Origin of the sequence: Brevundimonas sp. (genome assembly GCF_047617075.1) — a bacterium.
Taxonomy (GTDB): domain Bacteria; phylum Pseudomonadota; class Alphaproteobacteria; order Caulobacterales; family Caulobacteraceae; genus Brevundimonas.
Genome location: NZ_JBLGCI010000001.1, coordinates 78,242 through 94,460 on the forward strand (window position 1 = coordinate 78,242; position 16,219 = coordinate 94,460).

Consider the following 16,219-nt stretch of genomic DNA (forward strand, 5'->3'; position numbering starts at 1 on the left):
TGCGGTCGTGTGGCGGCGCTGAATAAGGCCAACCGCCGGAAAATGTAAGCCTTCAGGCGCGTATTCGGGCGACCTGCCCGGCCAGGCGAGCCGCGCCCAGCCCGTCCACCGCTGTCTGGCCAGCGAGACTCATGGCCGCGCGGACCGAGGCGGAGTTCATGGCTGCGAGGCAGTCCAGGATGCGATCCTGCAGACCCGGCGCGTCCCACATCCCGGCGGACAGCATCGCGCCGGTCGCGGGCCATTCCCGCAGGTGCTTCGTCTGATTGTCCGCGACGCCAATCATCAGCGTGGGAACCCCGCAGCGCGCCAGTTGGTAGAGCGTCTGGCCCGCCGCGCTGATGGCCAGATCCGCCTCCAGCATCAGGTCGCGCAGAACCTCCGGGGCCAGGGCCCGGTGAACGGTGACAGGGCCGGACCCTGAGACGTCTCCGCGCGCCCCGGCGCCGCGAACCAGATGAATCCGGCTGCCCGGAAAGGCCTCGCGGGCGAGGGCGGCCAGGCGACCGCCCATGTCGCGCAGATCGGTGCCGCCGGCCAGGACGAGAACGGAGCCGATGGTCTCGGCCACGGGTTTTCGTTCGGCCACGGTCCAGAACGCCGACGGCATGGGCTGCCAGGCCGGGCCGATCAGCCATTCGGCCCGGCGGCCAGTCCGGTCCAGCGGTCCCGGCGCGCTGTGCACCACAAGGCCCGGCGGATAGTCATCCTGTTCAAGGTCATCGAGATAGACGGCCGCGCCAGCTCGCTCTGCGATGGCCTGGAGCGCGGCCGCGCTCGCACCATAGGAGTCGGCGATGGCGACGGCGCCTTCGGCCTCGGGAATATCCCCATCGTCCTGCCAGCGGCGCCAGACCACGGTTTCTCCGGTCAGAAAGCGGCGCGCGGCGTCATCGCCGTCCACGACCCACAGAACCCGCCGTCCCATGCTCCGCCAATGCTGGGCGTAACCCAGGCATCGCCCCAGGTGGCCCAGACCCCGCGCCCAGTCGCCTTCTGTCAGGATCACCAGATCGGGAAGCCGTGTCATGCGGTGTCAAACGCCGTAAGGTTGCGTCAGGGCCATTGTGAACCGGATTGGGCTTGCTGACGACCGGCGGGCGGGTTAGCCGTCAGCGGCCGTGATCACGGGTTCGTGTTTTCGGCCGGATCAACCCAGAACCGAGGACAGCGCCGTGATTCCCTATGGCCGACAACTGATCGAGGCCGACGACGAGGCGGCGGTTCTGGAGACCCTGCGGTCCGATTTCCTGACCCAGGGCCCGAAAACCCAGGCGTTCGAGCGGGCGCTGGCTGAGCGCGTCGGGGCGCGCCACTGTCTGGTTCTGTCCAGCGCCACGGCGGCGCTGCACGTGGTCTATGCGGCCATGGAGCTGGAAGGGCGCGAGGGGATCACCACGCCCAACACCTTCGTGGCGACGTCGAACGCCATGGCCTATGCGGGCATGAAGCCGCGCTTCGCCGACATCGACCCGGCCACCTTCAATCTGGATCCCGACGCGGTGGAAGCCGCGCTGACCGACAATACGGCCCTGATCGCGCCGGTGCATTTCGCCGGCCTGCCCGCCGAGATGGCGCGGTTCGCAGCGCTGGCGAGGGCGCGCGGGCTGAAGGTGGTCGAGGACGCCTCCCACGCCATCGGGTCGGAATATCCGGACGGCGGCCGGGTGGGCGACTGCCGCTACTCCGACGCCACGGTGTTCTCATTCCATCCGGTCAAGACCATGACCACGGGCGAGGGCGGGGCCATCACCACCAATGACGACGCGCTGTACGAGCGCATGGCGCTGCTGCGGTCGCACGGCATCGAGCGGGCGCCCGAGCGCATGGCCGAGACCCCCGGCCCCTGGTTCTATGAGCAGCAGCATCTGGGCTTCAACTACCGCATGACCGAGCTGCAGGCGGCGCTGGGCGAGACTCAGCTGGCCAAGCTGGACCGGTTCGCGAACCGCCGCCGAGAGATCATCGCCGCCTATCACGCCGGGCTGTCGGACCTGAACTGGCTGGGCCTTCCGGTGCAGCCGTCCCAGACCGTGTGCCACCACCTGTTCGTGCTGCAGATCGATTTCCAGGCCATCGGTCAGAGCCGGGCCGAGGTCATGGCCCGGCTGAAGGCGGCGGGCGTGGGGACGCAGGTCCATTACATCCCGGTGCATCTGCAGCCCTGGTACAAGGCGCAGTGCGGCACGGCGCCGGGGGATTTCCCGAATGCGGAGCGGTACTATGACCGCACGCTCAGCATTCCCCTGTATCCCGCCATGACCGATGCGGATGTGGCCCAGGTGATCGCCGCCGTGCGCGCCCTGGGGGCCTGAGATGCGCATAGCGGTGATTCCGGCGCGGGGCGGATCCAAGCGCATTCCGCGCAAGAACATCCGCGAATTCGCCGGACAGCCCATGATCGCCTGGCCGGTGGGCGTGGCGCTGGAGAGCGGCCTATTCGACCATGTGGTGGTCTCCACCGATGACGAGGAGATCGCGAGCGTGGCCGAGGCGGCCGGGGCGACCGCGCCCTTTCGCCGTCCCGCCGAGCTGGCCGACGACCACACCCCGACGCGGCCGGTGATCGCCCACGCCATCCGCGAGATGCAGGAATTGGCCGGCCGCGAGGTGACGCAGGCCTGCTGCATCTACCCGACGGCGCCGTTTCTGGATGCGGGCGACCTGAGGACCGGTCTGGACCTGCTGGCTGACAGCCGTTTCCGCTATGCGTTTTCGGTGACCAGCTTCGCCTATCCGGTTCAGCGCTCCCTGAAGCGCCTGCCGGGCGGCGGGGTGGACATGCTGCAGCCCGAGCACCGCCACGCCCGGTCGCAGGACCTGGAAGAGGCCTATCATGACGCAGGCCAGTTCTACTGGGGAACCGCCGAGGCCTTCCTGACCGACCAGCCGGTGTTCGCGCCCCATTCGGCGCCGGTCATCCTGCCGCGCTGGCGGGTTCACGACATCGACACGCCCGAGGACTGGACCCGCGCCGAGCTGGTGTTCCGCGCGCTGAAAGAAGGCGGGGCCCCCGGCGCATGATCCTGTTTCGCTGCAACGTCTCGCCGTCGGTAGGCGCCGGGCACCTGACGCGCTGCCGGACGCTGGCCGCCATGCTGAGGGCGCGCGGCGTCGCCTGCGCCATGGCGGGGCCGGACGAGACCTGGCGGCTGGGCGGCGACGACACCCTTTTCCAGAGCTGGACGCCCCTGACCTGGACCACGGGCGAGGCGGACGCGGAGGCCTTCATCGCCCTGGCGAACCGGCTTGGCGCGCGGGTGGCGGTGATGGACGACTACCGCATGGATGAGCCCTATCAGCTGCGCCTGCGGGCCGCCGGGCTGAAGTGGCTGCAGCAGTTCGACGCGTCCAATCCGCCCCCGTTCTGGGCCGATTTCGTGGCGAACGGCGGTCCCCGTGAAACCCCGGAGCACTACCGCGCGTTGGCGCGGAACCCGGGGACCGAATTCCTGCTGGGGCCGGAGTTCGCCGTCCTGAGACCCGCCTTCGCCAATCTGCCGCCGCGTGATGCGGATCGCCCGCTGAAGCGGCTGCTGATTTCGTTCGGCGGCGGCGACGATCGGGGCATGGTCGTGCGTACGCTTGAGGCGCTGATGGACAAGGGACCGGGCGACGTATCGTTGCGTGTGATGTCCGGCGTCGGCAACCCCGGCAACGCCGCCATCGCGGACTGGATCGTCGGGCATGCGCCGGAGCGCGCGGTGCTGGCGGTCAATCCCGATGACGTGGCGGGCGAGTATCTGAATGCGGACCTGGCCGTGATCGCCGGGGGCACCAGCACCTTCGAGGCGGCGGCGGCGGGCATTCCGATGCTGATCACCGCCATGGCCGACAACCAGATCCGGCAGGGGCTGGGCTGGCAGGACCGGGGCGCCGCCATCTATCTGGGCCGCGCGCCGGAGGTGAATCCCCTCGACATCGCGGCGCATGTGACGGCCCTTGCCGCCGACGACGGGCGGCGGGCGGCCATGTCGCGGGCGGGGCAGGCCAATGTGGATGGTCAGGGCTGCGCCCGTCTGGTGGACCGGCTGATCGGGGCGATGAACGGATGAACGAGGCCATGCGCGAAAAGAGGGCCCTGGTGCTGGGCGCCAACGCCGGTCAGGCGGACCTGATCCGCTATCTGGCGGAGCATGGCTGGCGCGTCACCGCCTGCGCCCACCGGGCGGGCGGGGCGGGCGCGAAGCTGGCGCACGACTTCGCCCTTGTGGACATCAACGACAGGGACGGGGTGACGGAGCTGGCCCGGTCGATCGGGGCGGATCTGGTCTATTCGGTCTCGTCCGACATGGCGGTCCCGGCGGTGGTGGAGGCGTCCAGCCGGCTGAACCTGCCGCACTATTTCGATCACGATCTGGTCGCCCTGCTGGACGACAAGGCGGCCTTGCGGGCGCATCTGAACGAGCGCGGCCTGTCGGTGGTCCCCTATCGCCGCGTGAAGACGTTCGCGGACTGCGCCGACTGGTCGGCTTTCCCCTGCATGGTCAAGCCGGCGGACTCGCAGGGCCAGCGCGGGGTGGCCAAGGTCAATGACGCGGCCGACTTCGAGGCGGCGGTGCGCCGCGCGCTGGACCTGTCGCCCACCGGCACGGCCATCGTCGAGGCGTGGCTGGAAGGGGTGGAAATCTCCTACAATGTGCTGGTCGCGGACGGCCGCGTTTTGGTCAATGAGTGCTCGGAACGGCTGGTGCACGGCGAGCATCTGGTGGGGGTTCCCCGCGGCCACCTGATCCCGCCGGTGGCGGTGGATCAGGCGGTGGTGGATCAGGGCGCCGAACTGGTGGAGGCCGTGGTCGCGTCGATGGGCGTGCGCGAGGGCACGCTCTATTTCCAGATGAAGGCCACGCCGGACGGGCCGAAAATCATCGAGATCGCGCCGCGTCTGGACGGGTGCCACATCTGGCGGCTGATGAAACACGCGCGGGATCTGGACTATCTGGACCTGGCCGTGCGTCGCCTGGCCGGCGAGGACATCTCGGCCCTGACGGACGGTCGTCCGGCGGACGGTGTTTACGAACTGATGTTCCAGCAGACGCCCCCGGGCGGGGCGTTCTCGGCCTCCGACTTCCCGATCCCGGACGACGCCCTCTATCACGAGTACCGCTACGAGGACGGCGAACAGGTCCTGCCCATCAATGGCCGCATGGAAGTGGTCGGCTATTACGTCCGCAGGCGGTCGAACTGACATGAAAGCCTGCTACGGCCATCAGATTCGTATCAGGAGGCAGCACGCATGAGGGTCGCCGTCACCGGCGCATCGGGCTTCATCGGCCGCTATCTGGTCCCCGCGCTGGTCGCCGGGGAGCATGAGGTCGTGGCGCTCGGCCGCGAGGCCGGTGGGCTGGCGCCGCTGCAGGGCGACGGGGTGACGGTGCGGGCGACCGACTACGGCGCGGGCGACCTGGCTTATGCGCTGAAGGGCGTGGAGGCGGTGGTCCATCTGGCCGGGCGGCGCAGCCAGCGGGACGATGATCCGCTCAGCTTCCGGCCATTCGCCGAGACGAACCTGAACCTGCTGGAGACGCTGTTCTTCGCCGCGCGGGATGCGGGTGTATCCCGTTTTGTTCAAGCCTCGACTATCGCGGTCTATTCGGCAGCCAACGCCGTTCCGTATGCGGAGACCGACCTGCCGGTTCCGCTCAACCCTTACGGCCTGTCCAAGCTGACGTCCGAGCAGTTGCTCACCCTTTGGGGCGGCAAGACCGGGATGCGGACCAACTCGCTGCGGCTGGCGGCCTCGTACGGCTACGGAGAGCGCATCTCGGCGGTGCTGATGAAATTCGCCGATGCGGCCTGGCGTCGTCAGACTCTGACGGTCCGGGGAAATGGACGGATCGGAATTGATCAAATATATGTGAAGGATGTGGTTCGGGCGTTCGCCGCCGCTTTGGCGCCGGACGCGCCGGGAGGGGCCTTCAACGTCGGAGCCGGCCGGGTTTTCACCCTGCTGGAGATGGCCGAGGCGGTGAACGCCGCCTTCGGCAACCACGGCAATCTGAGGATCGAGGATCCCCAGAACGGGCCCGCCCCGGCGCCGCACATGAGTATCGAGGCCGCGCGTCAGGGGCTTGGGTGGAAACCCGAGTTTTCGCTGGGGCGCGCCTTGCGTGATTTTTGCGAGACGTGGCGCGCGGTCGAGGCGCGCCCGAACGAGGAAGACTGATGAGCCGTCTGAAGCAGTTGCTGAACCCCAACGCCGCAGACGATGGATCGCCCTTCGTGATTGCGGAGATGTCGGGCAACCACAACGGTTCGCTGGACCATGCCCTGGCCATCGTCGATGCGGCGGCCGAGGCGGGCGCCGACGCGGTCAAGCTGCAGACCTACACCGCCGACACCATGACGCTGGACATCGCCGAGGGCGAGTTCGTCATCAATGATCCCAAGTCCCTTTGGAAGGGCCGCAATCTGTACGACCTGTACCGCGAGGCGCACACCCCGTGGGATTGGCACGCCCCAATCATGGCGCGGGCGAAGGAGAAGGGCATTTTGTGCTTCTCGTCGCCGTTCGACGAGACGGCTGTGGATCTGCTCGAGAGCCTGGGGGCGCCCTGCTACAAGATCGCCTCGTTTGAGTGCATCGACCTGCCCCTGATCCGGCGGGTGGCGGCGACGGGCAAGCCGATGATCATCTCCACCGGCATGGCCACCATCGCCGAGATCGCCGAGGCGGTGGAGACCGCGCGCGAGGGCGGATGCCCGCACTTGGTGGTGCTGAAGTGCACCAGCAACTATCCGGCCCCGCCGGAGCATTCCAATCTGCTGACGATCCCGCATATGGCCCAGCTGTTCGACTGCGAAGTCGGGCTGTCGGACCACACCATGGGCATCGGGGTGCCCGTGGCCGCCTGCGCCCTGGGCGCCACGGTGATCGAAAAGCACATGACCCTGGACCGCGAGGACGGCGGGGTGGATTCCGCGTTCTCGGCCGAGCCGGCCGAAATGGCGGCGCTGGTGGCCGAGGCGACACGGGCGCGTCAGGCGCTGGGCGTCATCCGCTACGGTCCCACCGAGGTGGAGCGCAATGCCCGCCGCCGCCGCCGGTCGCTCTACATCGCCCAGGATCTTCAGGCGGGCGATGAACTGACGCCGCAAAACCTTCGCCGGGTGCGGCCGGGCCACGGCCTCGAGCCCAAACACTACGACGTGCTGCTGGGCCGCCGCGTGTCGAAGGCGGTCAAGGCGGGCACGCCCATGAGCTGGGACCTGCTGGGATGAAGACCGACACCGTTACGCCCATGCGCCGATTGCTGACGGATGTGCGCGCCATGCATCGCAGGCTCGTGCTCAGGACGGCCGGTCCGCTCACGCGCCATCGCATGGGGGGGCTGGCCTTGTGGCAGCTGAGCGCCCTGGAGCGCGCTGGACAGGCCAACACCGAGGTCATCGAGGCCCTGTTCCGCACGCACAGCAAGCTGGGCAATGCGAAAGAGGCGGACGCTTACCGCGCCAAGATCCTGCGCGGTCGAGCGACCCGCGCCGCGAAAGCCAAGGGGCTGGATCGGCCGATCCAGAATCTTCTGCGGGCCATGGCCGGACTGGAGCTGATGAATCTGGCGGCCCCCTTGCCGGCCGCCGCCAGGCTGACAGAACTCATGGGCGCCGACGATGGTCTGAGCGTGCTGCTGGACGCCTCGGAGCCGGTGATCGAGGAATTTCCCCAGAGCGTGACGCTTATCTATGTCCGCGCCTTCGCCCTGGCCAAGAAAGAGCGCATCCCCGAAGCCTCGGCCCTGGTCATGGAAGCGACCCGGCTGACAACGGACCTGACGCCGGACAATCCGGTTGAGGAGCGGCGCAAGTCCGCCCGGTTGAAGAACCTGGGCAAGATCTGGCGGGTCGTGGACGCCGTGGCCCGCGACAACATGGCCTGGCTCGACGGAGGCGCCGAAGCGGACGCCTCTGACAGCGAGCCAAACGCCGACAGAGGCGACGGCGCCGCCGAGGCCGACGATGCGCCCACCGAAGCGCCCATCGAAAGTGAAGCCCTGCTCCAGAGCCGCAGGCAGGGCCGCTATCTGGCGGCGTGCAGGCAGCGGTTCAATGCGGAACCGGAACTGCGCGAGAAGCTGATCGCCATCAATGACATGCTTCGTCAGGGGCTGCGCAGGTTGCCGACCTATCACGCCTCTTACGAGGCGGCGCGCAAGGCGTATGTCTCTGTGCGTCAGATGTGGACGCCTATGCTGGCCATTGATGACGACGCCGTCGCTGCGAAGTTGATCGGCGGCGATGGCGGATTGAAAACGGCGCGTGTGCTCATTCAGGTCCTGCAGCTGGCGCGCGAGCTGGGCTTCGAGGACGATGTGGCTACCCTCGAGAGCGCCCTGCTGGCGCTGGCGTCCAGGAATGAGGCCCGAACCGCCCTCTGGACGGTGGCCTCGGTTCTGGTCAACGGGGATCCCGACCGGTTCACTGAGGCGACCACGACTCTCGTGGAGAATGCGCCCGCCCCGACCAAGGCGCATGAGGTCAGGGACTTCCTCGCCTGGGCGGCCGGCGCCCGCCGGCACGACCTGGCGCACGCGTATTTCAACGCGGCCCCCGAGCAGATCCGGCGATCCTACCCCGCCATCCACTACGTCAAGATTCTTCAGAGGGACGGACAGTTCAACAGGGCGCTGACCTTGTTGCGAGCGATCACCGCGTCGGTGCTCGCGACTCCCAAGAGCTTCTGTCCCCATCGTCACTGGACCCTGATCCGCCGGATCATGGAGATGGAATTCCTCGTGGATTCGGCCAAGTGGATGCGGGCCGTCCCCCAGCCGACCAAGCCCAAGGGGCTGATCTTCGTGTCGCCGCGGAACGCCGGACTGCTGACCCGCTATCCAATGGCGGCTCTGCTGGAGCTGAAGAAGCAAGGCTGGGCCATCGTCCCGCTTGTGGAAGGCGTGTTGCCGCTCGAGCTCACCGGCGATCCCGACATCGATCAGTTCATGGGGTGCCAGCTTCAGGACGTGCGTCTGAACGGGCATGCTCGCGAGCATTTCCAGCCCATCAGCGACTTCAACCCGCGCGTGGACCAGGGCCAGCTGACATGGCGGGACATGAGCTTCGCCCAGTCATTGTGGGAAGAGTCCGCGGTTCACAGGCGGCGTTTCAACATCGATTACACGTGCCCTTCGCTGCAGAAGCACCTGGGGCGGTTGACGGAGTGGACGCGGCTTCAGGCCACGGTGCTTGAGAACGCCCATCGAATATTCAAGCGCAAGAACCTGAGGCTGGCTTTCATGGTGCCGTACCAGGTGCGCATGCCGGATGTGGTGAACCGCTTCTATTGCGCGCAGTACGGCGATCCGAAGACGTTCTTCTGTGTTCACGTGTCGAACGGCTACGAGAACTATTTCGCCAACTTCAAGTATCTCATCTCGACCAAGGCCGCGATGCGCAACATGACGGCGCACCCCGAGCTTCGCTCAGCCGGCTTTCCCGTGCCCTCGCAATTCCTGCAGTGGTATGACGCCCGCAAGGCCTATGGGCGGGCCATGCTGGACCAGGTCCGCGACACCACCAAGGTCCGCCGCTCCACCCGCACCGCCGCCGCGCCGCCTCCCGAAGCCATGGCCTGTCTTGATCGTCTTCGGGCGCATCGCGCGCAAGGCGGCAAGGTCGCCTGCGCCTTCGGGAAGCTGGTTTGCGACATGCTGGCGCCGACCGACGGCGGGCCCGCGCACAGCAACATGAAGGACTGGCTGAACCACACCATCGAGTCCGTCAGGGGGTCGGACACCCTGCTGCTGATCAAGCCGCACCCTCACGAACTGCGCAACGAGATCGCCACGTTCCTGACGGAGTATCTGGTGGATCTGATCGAGGTGGATATCCCCGACAATGTCATCATCTCGGGTCAGGACTGGTTCGACCTGAACGATCTGGACGGGCTGGTGGACCTGGGCCTGCTCTACAACGGGACCACCGCCATCGAATTGGGGCTGATGAACATTCCGGCGGTGGTGTGTTCCGATTTCGCGCCGATCGATTACCCCATTGGCCACGCGGTCCCTCGCAACCGGTCGCACTATCGCAAGATGGTTCGCTTCGAGGCGCCGGTGAAGGTGGCCGAGGATCTGCCGGAGCGAGCGGCCGCCTGGATTCACTATATGAGCGGTGATCTACTCACCATTCCCTACCGCTATCATGCGCGACCTCTGACCAATAAGGTCGTCATGCCGCCGCGCTGGTTCGACGAAGACATCACCAGATACCTTCAGAAGGGCGACCCCAACGTGGTCCGGCTGGCGGCGCGGCTGGACAAGGTTCCAAACGTCGCCGGCGTGCGAACCAAGGCGGTCAGGCCGAAGCCCCTCCCTGTCAAGGCGGCCGGCGAACCGGGCGCGCGATCCGCCGCGACCGGCGCCCGGCGCAAGGCCCCGGCCTCGTCACCCTCCCGTCGACGGCGCACGACGCGCGCCGCCGCGGCCGAATAATTCAGACATTCAGAACTTCAGGGCTTCAACACGCATGTTCGACGATAAATCCATCCTCATCACCGGCGGCTCCGGCTCGTTCGGCAAGATGTACGTCCGCACCATCCTGGAGCGCTACAAGCCGCGTCGCCTCATCGTCTATTCCCGCGACGAGCTGAAGCAGTTCGAGATGGGCCAGTCGTTCAACGACCCCAGCATGCGCTATTTCCTGGGAGACGTGCGGGATCGTGATCGGCTGATGCAGGCGATGCGCGGCGTGGATTTCGTCATCCACGCGGCGGCCATGAAGCAGGTGCCGGCGGCGGAGTACAATCCGACGGAATGCATCCGCACAAACATCCACGGCGCCGAGAATGTCATTCACGCCGCCCTGGCCAACGACGTTGAACAGGTCATCGCCCTGTCCACCGACAAGGCGGCCAATCCGATCAATCTGTACGGCGCCACCAAGCTGGCGTCCGACAAGTTGTTCGTGGCGGCCAACAACATGGCGGGCAGCCACCGCACCAGCTTCGGGGTGGTGCGCTATGGCAATGTGGTCGGGTCGCGCGGATCGGTCGTGCCGTTCTTCGAGAAGCTCATGGAGCAGGGTGTCACGTCCCTGCCGATCACCGACACGCGAATGACGCGGTTCTGGATTTCCCTGCAGCAGGGCGTGGACTTCGTCCTGACGAACTTCCAGCGCATGCACGGGGGCGAGATTTTCGTGCCCAAGATTCCTTCGGTCCGGATCGTCGATCTGGCGACTGCCATGGCGCCGGACCTGCAGCAGCATGTCATCGGCATCCGGCCGGGCGAGAAGCTGCACGAGATCATGTGCCCCGCCGACGACAGCCATCTGACGCTCGAGTTTGACGATCACTATGTGCTGTCGCCCACGATCCGCTTCCATCGCGGCGACCTCGACTATGCAGTCAATCGACTCGGGGAAAAGGGACAGCCGGTGCCCCAGGGGTTCGAGTACAACTCGGGGTCCAACGAGGTCTTCCTGACGCCGGACGAGATCGTCGAATTCAACCGTGTCGCCCTGGAGCGGGGCGCCTGATCCGGGGCACCCACGGAGCATGGTTAAGAAACTGTGTTATATCGCCCGTCGCGATGCGACGCGAATGTCGTTAGAAGCCATCTTTCACAAGGGCAGAGAAGCAATGACTCGTTTCGTAGAATTGACGCAGGAAAGCGGCTCCAAGATCACGGTGAATGTGGAGCAGATCGTGACCTTCGCGCCCCTGGGCGGAGATCCGCTGCGGGGCACGGCGATCGCCTTCGGTTTCTCGACCGGGGACAAGATGGCCGCCCGAACAGTCCGGGTGGTGGAGCCCTACATCGAGGTCTCCAAACTGTTCGCCAGAAAATAGGGTTTCTCGCCAGGGGCCGCTGACACTGTTCAGGCTTGTTGCGGCCTGATAACCATCGGGGCAGTGCAAGCCTGAGGTTGATCCCGCCCCATGTTCATGACTGAGGGAGAACAGGTCCACGAAGGCCTGCCGCGGCGACGTCGTATCCTGGCGGCCGCGTCCCCGTTCCTGACAGCGGCCCGGTCCACCATCGTAACGATCCACGCCCTTCTGCTCAGGGAGTCGCGCACGCGATATGGTCGCCGTTCCGGTGGTTACGTCTGGGCTCTGATCTCGCCGATGATCCTGCTGGTCACCATGGTCGCCGTGTTCGCGGTGATCACACGGCCAGCCGGAGCGGGCGACAGCATGGTGGTCTTTTTCCTGACCGCGATCCTGCCCGTCTTTCTGGTGCGCAACGTCATCGCTCGGGGCGGAAACGCTATCCGGGCCAACCGCGTCCTGATGCACTATCCGCAGGTCAACGCCTTCGAGGTGATCACGGCCCGCACCCTTCTGGAGTGTCTGACCTATTTCATCGTGCTGGTCCTGTTCGCCCTGATCATGTTCGCCTTTTTCGGACTTTCGTTCTCGGCGTGGATCGATCAGCCGATGGGCATGCTGGAGGTCGGGGGGGCGCTTTTCCTGCTTTGCTATGGCGCGGGTTTCCTGAGTTCGCAGATCGGCCGGGCGTTCGACCCGTGGAACGAGCTGACCGGTCCCATCGGCCGCGTTCTGCTGCTGACGTCCGGACTTTGGTTCACGCTGGGCAGCCTGCCGCCCGAGTTCCTGGCCATCGTGAAGTACAATCCCTTGGCGCACATCGTGGAGTGGATCCGCGACGTGTCGATCCGGGATTTCCGCAGCGATCTCTACAATCCCTGGTATCCCATCGGGATGGGAGTGGTTTTCCTGGCGGCGGGGCTGTTCATCGACTGGCTTTACCGGATCAGCGGTTATGACCTTCAGCCCTGAGGCCGCAGCATGATCGAACTCATCGGGGTCGAGAAATCGTATCGGACGCGGTTCGGCAAGCGACCGATCATCCGGCCCACCGACCTGGTCTTCTATCGCGGCTCATCCACCGCGGTTCTGGGACTGAACGGAGCGGGCAAGTCCACGCTGCTTCGGCTGATCTCGGGTGTGGAGCGGCCCGATCGCGGCGAAGTCCGGCGGTCGGTGACCGTGTCGTCCCCGCTGGGACTGGCAGGCGCCTTTCACCAGACCATGACCGGGGCGGAGAACCTGAAATTCGTCTGCCGCATCTATGGCAAGGACATCGCCGAGACGACCGACTTCGTGCGTGATTTCTCGGAGCTGGGGCCGTATTTCCACGAACCGCTGGGAACCTACTCTTCCGGCATGCGGGCGCGGCTGTCGTTCGCCCTCAGTCTTGCGGTGGACTTTCAGGTCTATGTGATCGATGAAGGTCTCAGCGTCGGCGACGCGGCTTTTCGCAGGAAGGCTCAACAGGCGTTCGCCGAACGGCGGGCGCGATCTGACATCATCATGACTTCCCACAGCATGTCGACCATTCGTGAATTCTGCACCCGCGCCGTGGTCATGGATCGGGGCGAGGCGGCGGCGTTCGAAAGCTTGGACGCCGCAGAGGACTACTACATGGAAATCGTGGCCAGAGGGCGCGCCGCATGACCACCATCGACGTTCCCGTGACGGCCGGCAGGGACAAGGCCGCGCGCCGACGCACCTGGCTGGCGCGGTCGGCCGTCCTGTTCATCCTCGGCCCGGCGATTCTCTATGCGCTATATCTGATCCTGCTGGCTCCGGCGCAGTACCAGACCAACACCGCCTTCGCGGTCCGGGGGGCCGAAGCCGCGCCCATCGACGCCCTGGGCGCCCTGGGCATCGCCCCGCCCAGCTCCAACACCCTGGATGCCCGCATCGTCGAGGAATACATCCGCTCCAATGCGATGGTGGAGGGCCTGCGCGAGCGCTACGGCTTCGAGGAGGCCTATTCGCGGTTCAGCCTGGACCCGTTCTCGTTCCTGTCAGCCAGCGCTGACCACGAGACGGCGACCCGTTTCTGGCGCGGCAAGGTGCGGGTCATGCATGACGCCGCGTCCCAGTCCGCCACGGTGGAGGTCAGCGCCTTTACGCCTGAGGATTCCCTCCGCCTCAGCCAGGGCGTGCTGACTCTCAGTGAGGAACTGGTCAACCGGATGTCCGATCGGGCCATGGACGACCTGATGGCCGCCGCCGACCGGGAGATCGAGCGCAAGCGCGAGGAATACGAGGCTGCCCGCGACCGGCTGGCCGAATATCAGGGCCAGCGCTTCTCCGGCGTCGATGTGGCCACGCCGGCGCAGCAGGCCATGGCCCTCGTGGGCAGCCTGGACACCCAGCTGGCCCAGAAGCGCACCGAGCTGGCCACCATGAGCCAGACCTATCAACCTGACGCGCCCCAGCTGACCGGCCTGCGCCGTGAGATCGCAGCGCTGGAGGCCGAGCGGGCCCGGGCCGTGCAGCGCGCCATGTCGACGCCGGGCGAGCAGGCTTCCGGTCGTCAGATCGAGGCCCAGGCCGTGCTGATGGACTATGAGTTCGCCCAGCAGGCCTACACCACCGCCCTGCAGGCCGCCGAGAGCGTCCGGCGCCAGTCCATCAACGACCGTAAATACGTGGTGGCCTATGTGCCGCCGCGCGAGCCGGAGCAATCAAACTGGTGGTCGCGTCTGGGCAATATCTTCGCCGTGCTGATCGGTTCGGCCCTGCTCTGGGGCGTCGGCGCCCTCATCTATTCGATCATTCGGGATCACATGGAATGACCGGTTCTCGCTTGCTGAAGATCGCGGCTATGGTCGCCGCCCTGATGGCGCCGGCCGGTCTGGCCCAGGCCCAGACGGGGGCCGCCGCGCCGACCCTCACCGCGCCGGAGCAGGCCGCGCCGCAGGGTCCGGAAGCCCTGGTCATCCAGGAGCGGCGAGGGGTGCGCCCGCCGCCGCTGGGCGCGGACATGTTCGGGGGCGAGGCGCCCCAGGCCTCCACCGACGTCGTGGACCCGGACTATATCCTGCAGCCCGGCGACACGGTGCAGGTGACCCTGTGGGGCATGGTCGAGGGAACCCACGAACTGACCATCGACGCCCAGGGCAATGTGGTGGTGCCCGGCGTGGGCCCGATCCGCCTGGCCGGCGTGACGGCGTCCCAGGCGCCCGTCGTGGTCGAGCGCGCCAGCCGCCGGGTCTACAATGAAGGCGTGCAGGTTTACGCCACGCCCATCACAACCGCCTCGACGCGGGTTCTGGTCACCGGTCCGGTGGAGCAGCCGGGATCCTTCGCCGGCGCCTCGGACGACGCGCTGATCGTCTATCTGCAAAGGGCGGGCGGCATCGATCCCGTGCGCGGCAGCTATCGCCGCATCCGCATCCTGCGCAACGGCGAGGTGATCGCCCGCGCCGACCTTTATGATTTCCTGCGCGAAGGCGTCCTGCCGCGCGTCAGCTTCCGCACGGGCGACGCCATCGTGGTGGAGGATCAGGGCTCCATCGTCTCGGTCAGCGGCGACGTGCGTGCGCCCTTCACCTTCGAACTGGCGGGGTCGACAGGCCAGGGCGGAGAATTGATGCAGTTCGCCCGGCCCCAGCCCGGCGCCACCCACGCGGCGGTGGTCGGTGTGCGCGACGGACAGCCCATCAGCGCCTACATCCCGCTGAACCAGTTCTCGGCCTTCACCCTTATGGATGGCGACCGGGTCCAGTTCGAGTCCGATACGCGACCCGCCAACGTGCTGGTGCGGGTCGAGGGCGCGCATGGTGGACCCTCTGTGTTCACCGAGGCGCGGGGGATCACCGTGGCCCAGGTCCTGTCCCAGGTGGCCATCGACGCGGACGCGGACATGGAGTCCATCCACCTGCGCCGCCAGAGCGTGCGTGAGGCCCAGCGCCAGACCCTGAACGAGGGGCTGGAGCGTCTGGAACGAACCGTCCTGCTGTCGCCTGCGCGGTCGCCGGCCGAGGCCCAGTCGCGCGCCAGCTCCCTGGCGTTCGTGACCGAATACATCCAGCGCGCCCGGCAGGTTGAGCCGCTGGGCATCCTGGCGCTGGACGGTCAGGACCTGAACCAGGTGCGGGTGGAGACCGGCGACGTCATCGTCATCCCGCGCCGTTCGCAGGTGGTGACCATCGCCGGCGAGGTGAACGCACCCCAATCGATCCTGGCCCAGTCGGGTCAATCGGTCTCCAGCTATGTTCGCGCCGCCGGCGGCTACACGTCGCGCGCCGACCGACGTAATGTTCTGGTGTTCCGCCAGGACGGCCAGTTGCGCGAGGGCGGGCGGGCCATGCCGGGCGACCGGATCCTGGTCATGTCCAAGCCCGACTCTACGCTGCTGCCGTTCCTGCGGGACCTGACCCAGACCATCTTCCAGATGGCCGGCGTTCTGGTGGCGGTGGATCGGTTCAGCGACTGAGCGGACAAGGGCGCGGTCTCGGC

The 16,219-nt window shown here is 66.8% G+C and carries 14 protein-coding genes; 13 read left to right on the top strand and 1 reads right to left on the bottom strand.

What is annotated here, in order from left to right; genetic code table 11:
- Positions 1 to 52: 52 nt before the first annotated feature.
- Complete coding sequence (locus ACI8U3_RS00440) at positions 53 to 1,030, bottom strand: hypothetical protein (protein ID WP_415012890.1); 978 nt, start codon at positions 1,028 to 1,030, stop codon at positions 53 to 55.
- A gap of 145 nt (positions 1,031 to 1,175) precedes the next feature.
- Here ACI8U3_RS00440 and pseC point away from each other — a divergent pair, with 145 nt between their 5' ends.
- From pseC to ACI8U3_RS00505, 13 genes are all read left to right on the top strand, one after another.
- Positions 1,176 to 2,315 carry a UDP-4-amino-4,6-dideoxy-N-acetyl-beta-L-altrosamine transaminase gene (gene pseC / locus ACI8U3_RS00445; RefSeq protein WP_415012891.1) on the top strand — a complete coding sequence of 380 codons (1,140 nt, stop codon included), beginning with the start codon at positions 1,176 to 1,178 and terminating at the stop codon, positions 2,313 to 2,315.
- Between the two features lies 1 nt (position 2,316).
- On the top strand, positions 2,317 to 3,024 hold the full coding sequence (gene pseF, locus ACI8U3_RS00450; RefSeq protein WP_415012892.1) for a pseudaminic acid cytidylyltransferase: 708 nt from the start codon (positions 2,317 to 2,319) through the stop codon (positions 3,022 to 3,024).
- The gene (locus ACI8U3_RS00455; RefSeq protein ID WP_415012893.1) at positions 3,021 to 4,055 is read left to right on the top strand and encodes a PseG/SpsG family protein; all 1,035 of its coding nucleotides are present in this window, start codon (positions 3,021 to 3,023) and stop codon (positions 4,053 to 4,055) included. The genes pseF and ACI8U3_RS00455 overlap by 4 nt, the downstream gene beginning before the upstream one ends.
- An 8-nt stretch (positions 4,056 to 4,063) precedes the next feature.
- A complete protein-coding gene (locus ACI8U3_RS00460) occupies positions 4,064 to 5,188 on the top strand; it encodes an ATP-grasp domain-containing protein (RefSeq protein WP_415012894.1) in 1,125 nt (374 codons plus the stop codon).
- 48 nt (positions 5,189 to 5,236) lie between these two features.
- Positions 5,237 to 6,166 carry an NAD-dependent epimerase/dehydratase family protein gene (locus ACI8U3_RS00465; RefSeq protein ID WP_415012895.1) on the top strand — a complete coding sequence of 310 codons (930 nt, stop codon included), beginning with the start codon at positions 5,237 to 5,239 and terminating at the stop codon, positions 6,164 to 6,166.
- Entirely contained in the window at positions 6,166 to 7,221 is a 1,056-nt protein-coding gene (pseI, locus tag ACI8U3_RS00470; RefSeq protein WP_415012896.1) for a pseudaminic acid synthase, read from the top strand. Before ACI8U3_RS00465 ends, pseI begins: the two co-directional genes overlap by 1 nt.
- On the top strand, positions 7,218 to 10,430 hold the full coding sequence (locus ACI8U3_RS00475) for a hypothetical protein (protein ID WP_415012897.1): 3,213 nt from the start codon (positions 7,218 to 7,220) through the stop codon (positions 10,428 to 10,430). The genes pseI and ACI8U3_RS00475 overlap by 4 nt, the downstream gene beginning before the upstream one ends.
- 34 nt (positions 10,431 to 10,464) lie before the next feature.
- A complete protein-coding gene (pseB, locus tag ACI8U3_RS00480) occupies positions 10,465 to 11,475 on the top strand; it encodes a UDP-N-acetylglucosamine 4,6-dehydratase (inverting) (RefSeq protein ID WP_415012898.1) in 1,011 nt (336 codons plus the stop codon).
- Positions 11,476 to 11,578: 103 nt separating this feature from the next.
- Positions 11,579 to 11,788 carry a hypothetical protein gene (locus ACI8U3_RS00485; protein WP_415012899.1) on the top strand — a complete coding sequence of 70 codons (210 nt, stop codon included), beginning with the start codon at positions 11,579 to 11,581 and terminating at the stop codon, positions 11,786 to 11,788.
- Positions 11,789 to 11,878: 90 nt separating this feature from the next.
- On the top strand, positions 11,879 to 12,742 hold the full coding sequence (locus ACI8U3_RS00490; RefSeq protein ID WP_415012900.1) for an ABC transporter permease: 864 nt from the start codon (positions 11,879 to 11,881) through the stop codon (positions 12,740 to 12,742).
- A gap of 9 nt (positions 12,743 to 12,751) precedes the next feature.
- Positions 12,752 to 13,420 carry an ABC transporter ATP-binding protein gene (locus ACI8U3_RS00495; RefSeq protein ID WP_415012901.1) on the top strand — a complete coding sequence of 223 codons (669 nt, stop codon included), beginning with the start codon at positions 12,752 to 12,754 and terminating at the stop codon, positions 13,418 to 13,420.
- Complete coding sequence (locus ACI8U3_RS00500) at positions 13,417 to 14,553, top strand: hypothetical protein (protein ID WP_415012902.1); 1,137 nt, start codon at positions 13,417 to 13,419, stop codon at positions 14,551 to 14,553. The genes ACI8U3_RS00495 and ACI8U3_RS00500 overlap by 4 nt, the downstream gene beginning before the upstream one ends.
- A complete protein-coding gene (locus tag ACI8U3_RS00505) occupies positions 14,550 to 16,196 on the top strand; it encodes a polysaccharide biosynthesis/export family protein (protein ID WP_415012903.1) in 1,647 nt (548 codons plus the stop codon). The genes ACI8U3_RS00500 and ACI8U3_RS00505 overlap by 4 nt, the downstream gene beginning before the upstream one ends.
- The last annotated feature ends 23 nt before the right edge of the window (positions 16,197 to 16,219 follow it).

Excerpts from the sequence above, each read along its gene's own strand:
- ACI8U3_RS00440 (WP_415012890.1), bottom strand. The coding sequence starts at position 1,030 with ATGACACGGCTTCCCGATCTGGTGATCCTGACAGAAGGCGACTGGGCG.
- pseF (WP_415012892.1), top strand. The coding sequence starts at position 2,317 with ATGCGCATAGCGGTGATTCCGGCGCGGGGCGGATCCAAGCGCATTCCG.
- ACI8U3_RS00455 (WP_415012893.1), top strand. The coding sequence starts at position 3,021 with ATGATCCTGTTTCGCTGCAACGTCTCGCCGTCGGTAGGCGCCGGGCAC.
- ACI8U3_RS00460 (WP_415012894.1), top strand. The coding sequence starts at position 4,064 with ATGCGCGAAAAGAGGGCCCTGGTGCTGGGCGCCAACGCCGGTCAGGCG.
- ACI8U3_RS00465 (WP_415012895.1), top strand. The coding sequence starts at position 5,237 with ATGAGGGTCGCCGTCACCGGCGCATCGGGCTTCATCGGCCGCTATCTG.
- pseI (WP_415012896.1), top strand. The coding sequence starts at position 6,166 with ATGAGCCGTCTGAAGCAGTTGCTGAACCCCAACGCCGCAGACGATGGA.
- ACI8U3_RS00475 (WP_415012897.1), top strand. The coding sequence starts at position 7,218 with ATGAAGACCGACACCGTTACGCCCATGCGCCGATTGCTGACGGATGTG.
- pseB (WP_415012898.1), top strand. The coding sequence starts at position 10,465 with ATGTTCGACGATAAATCCATCCTCATCACCGGCGGCTCCGGCTCGTTC.
- ACI8U3_RS00485 (WP_415012899.1), top strand. The coding sequence starts at position 11,579 with ATGACTCGTTTCGTAGAATTGACGCAGGAAAGCGGCTCCAAGATCACG.
- ACI8U3_RS00490 (WP_415012900.1), top strand. The coding sequence starts at position 11,879 with ATGTTCATGACTGAGGGAGAACAGGTCCACGAAGGCCTGCCGCGGCGA.
- ACI8U3_RS00495 (WP_415012901.1), top strand. The coding sequence starts at position 12,752 with ATGATCGAACTCATCGGGGTCGAGAAATCGTATCGGACGCGGTTCGGC.
- ACI8U3_RS00500 (WP_415012902.1), top strand. The coding sequence starts at position 13,417 with ATGACCACCATCGACGTTCCCGTGACGGCCGGCAGGGACAAGGCCGCG.
- ACI8U3_RS00505 (WP_415012903.1), top strand. The coding sequence starts at position 14,550 with ATGACCGGTTCTCGCTTGCTGAAGATCGCGGCTATGGTCGCCGCCCTG.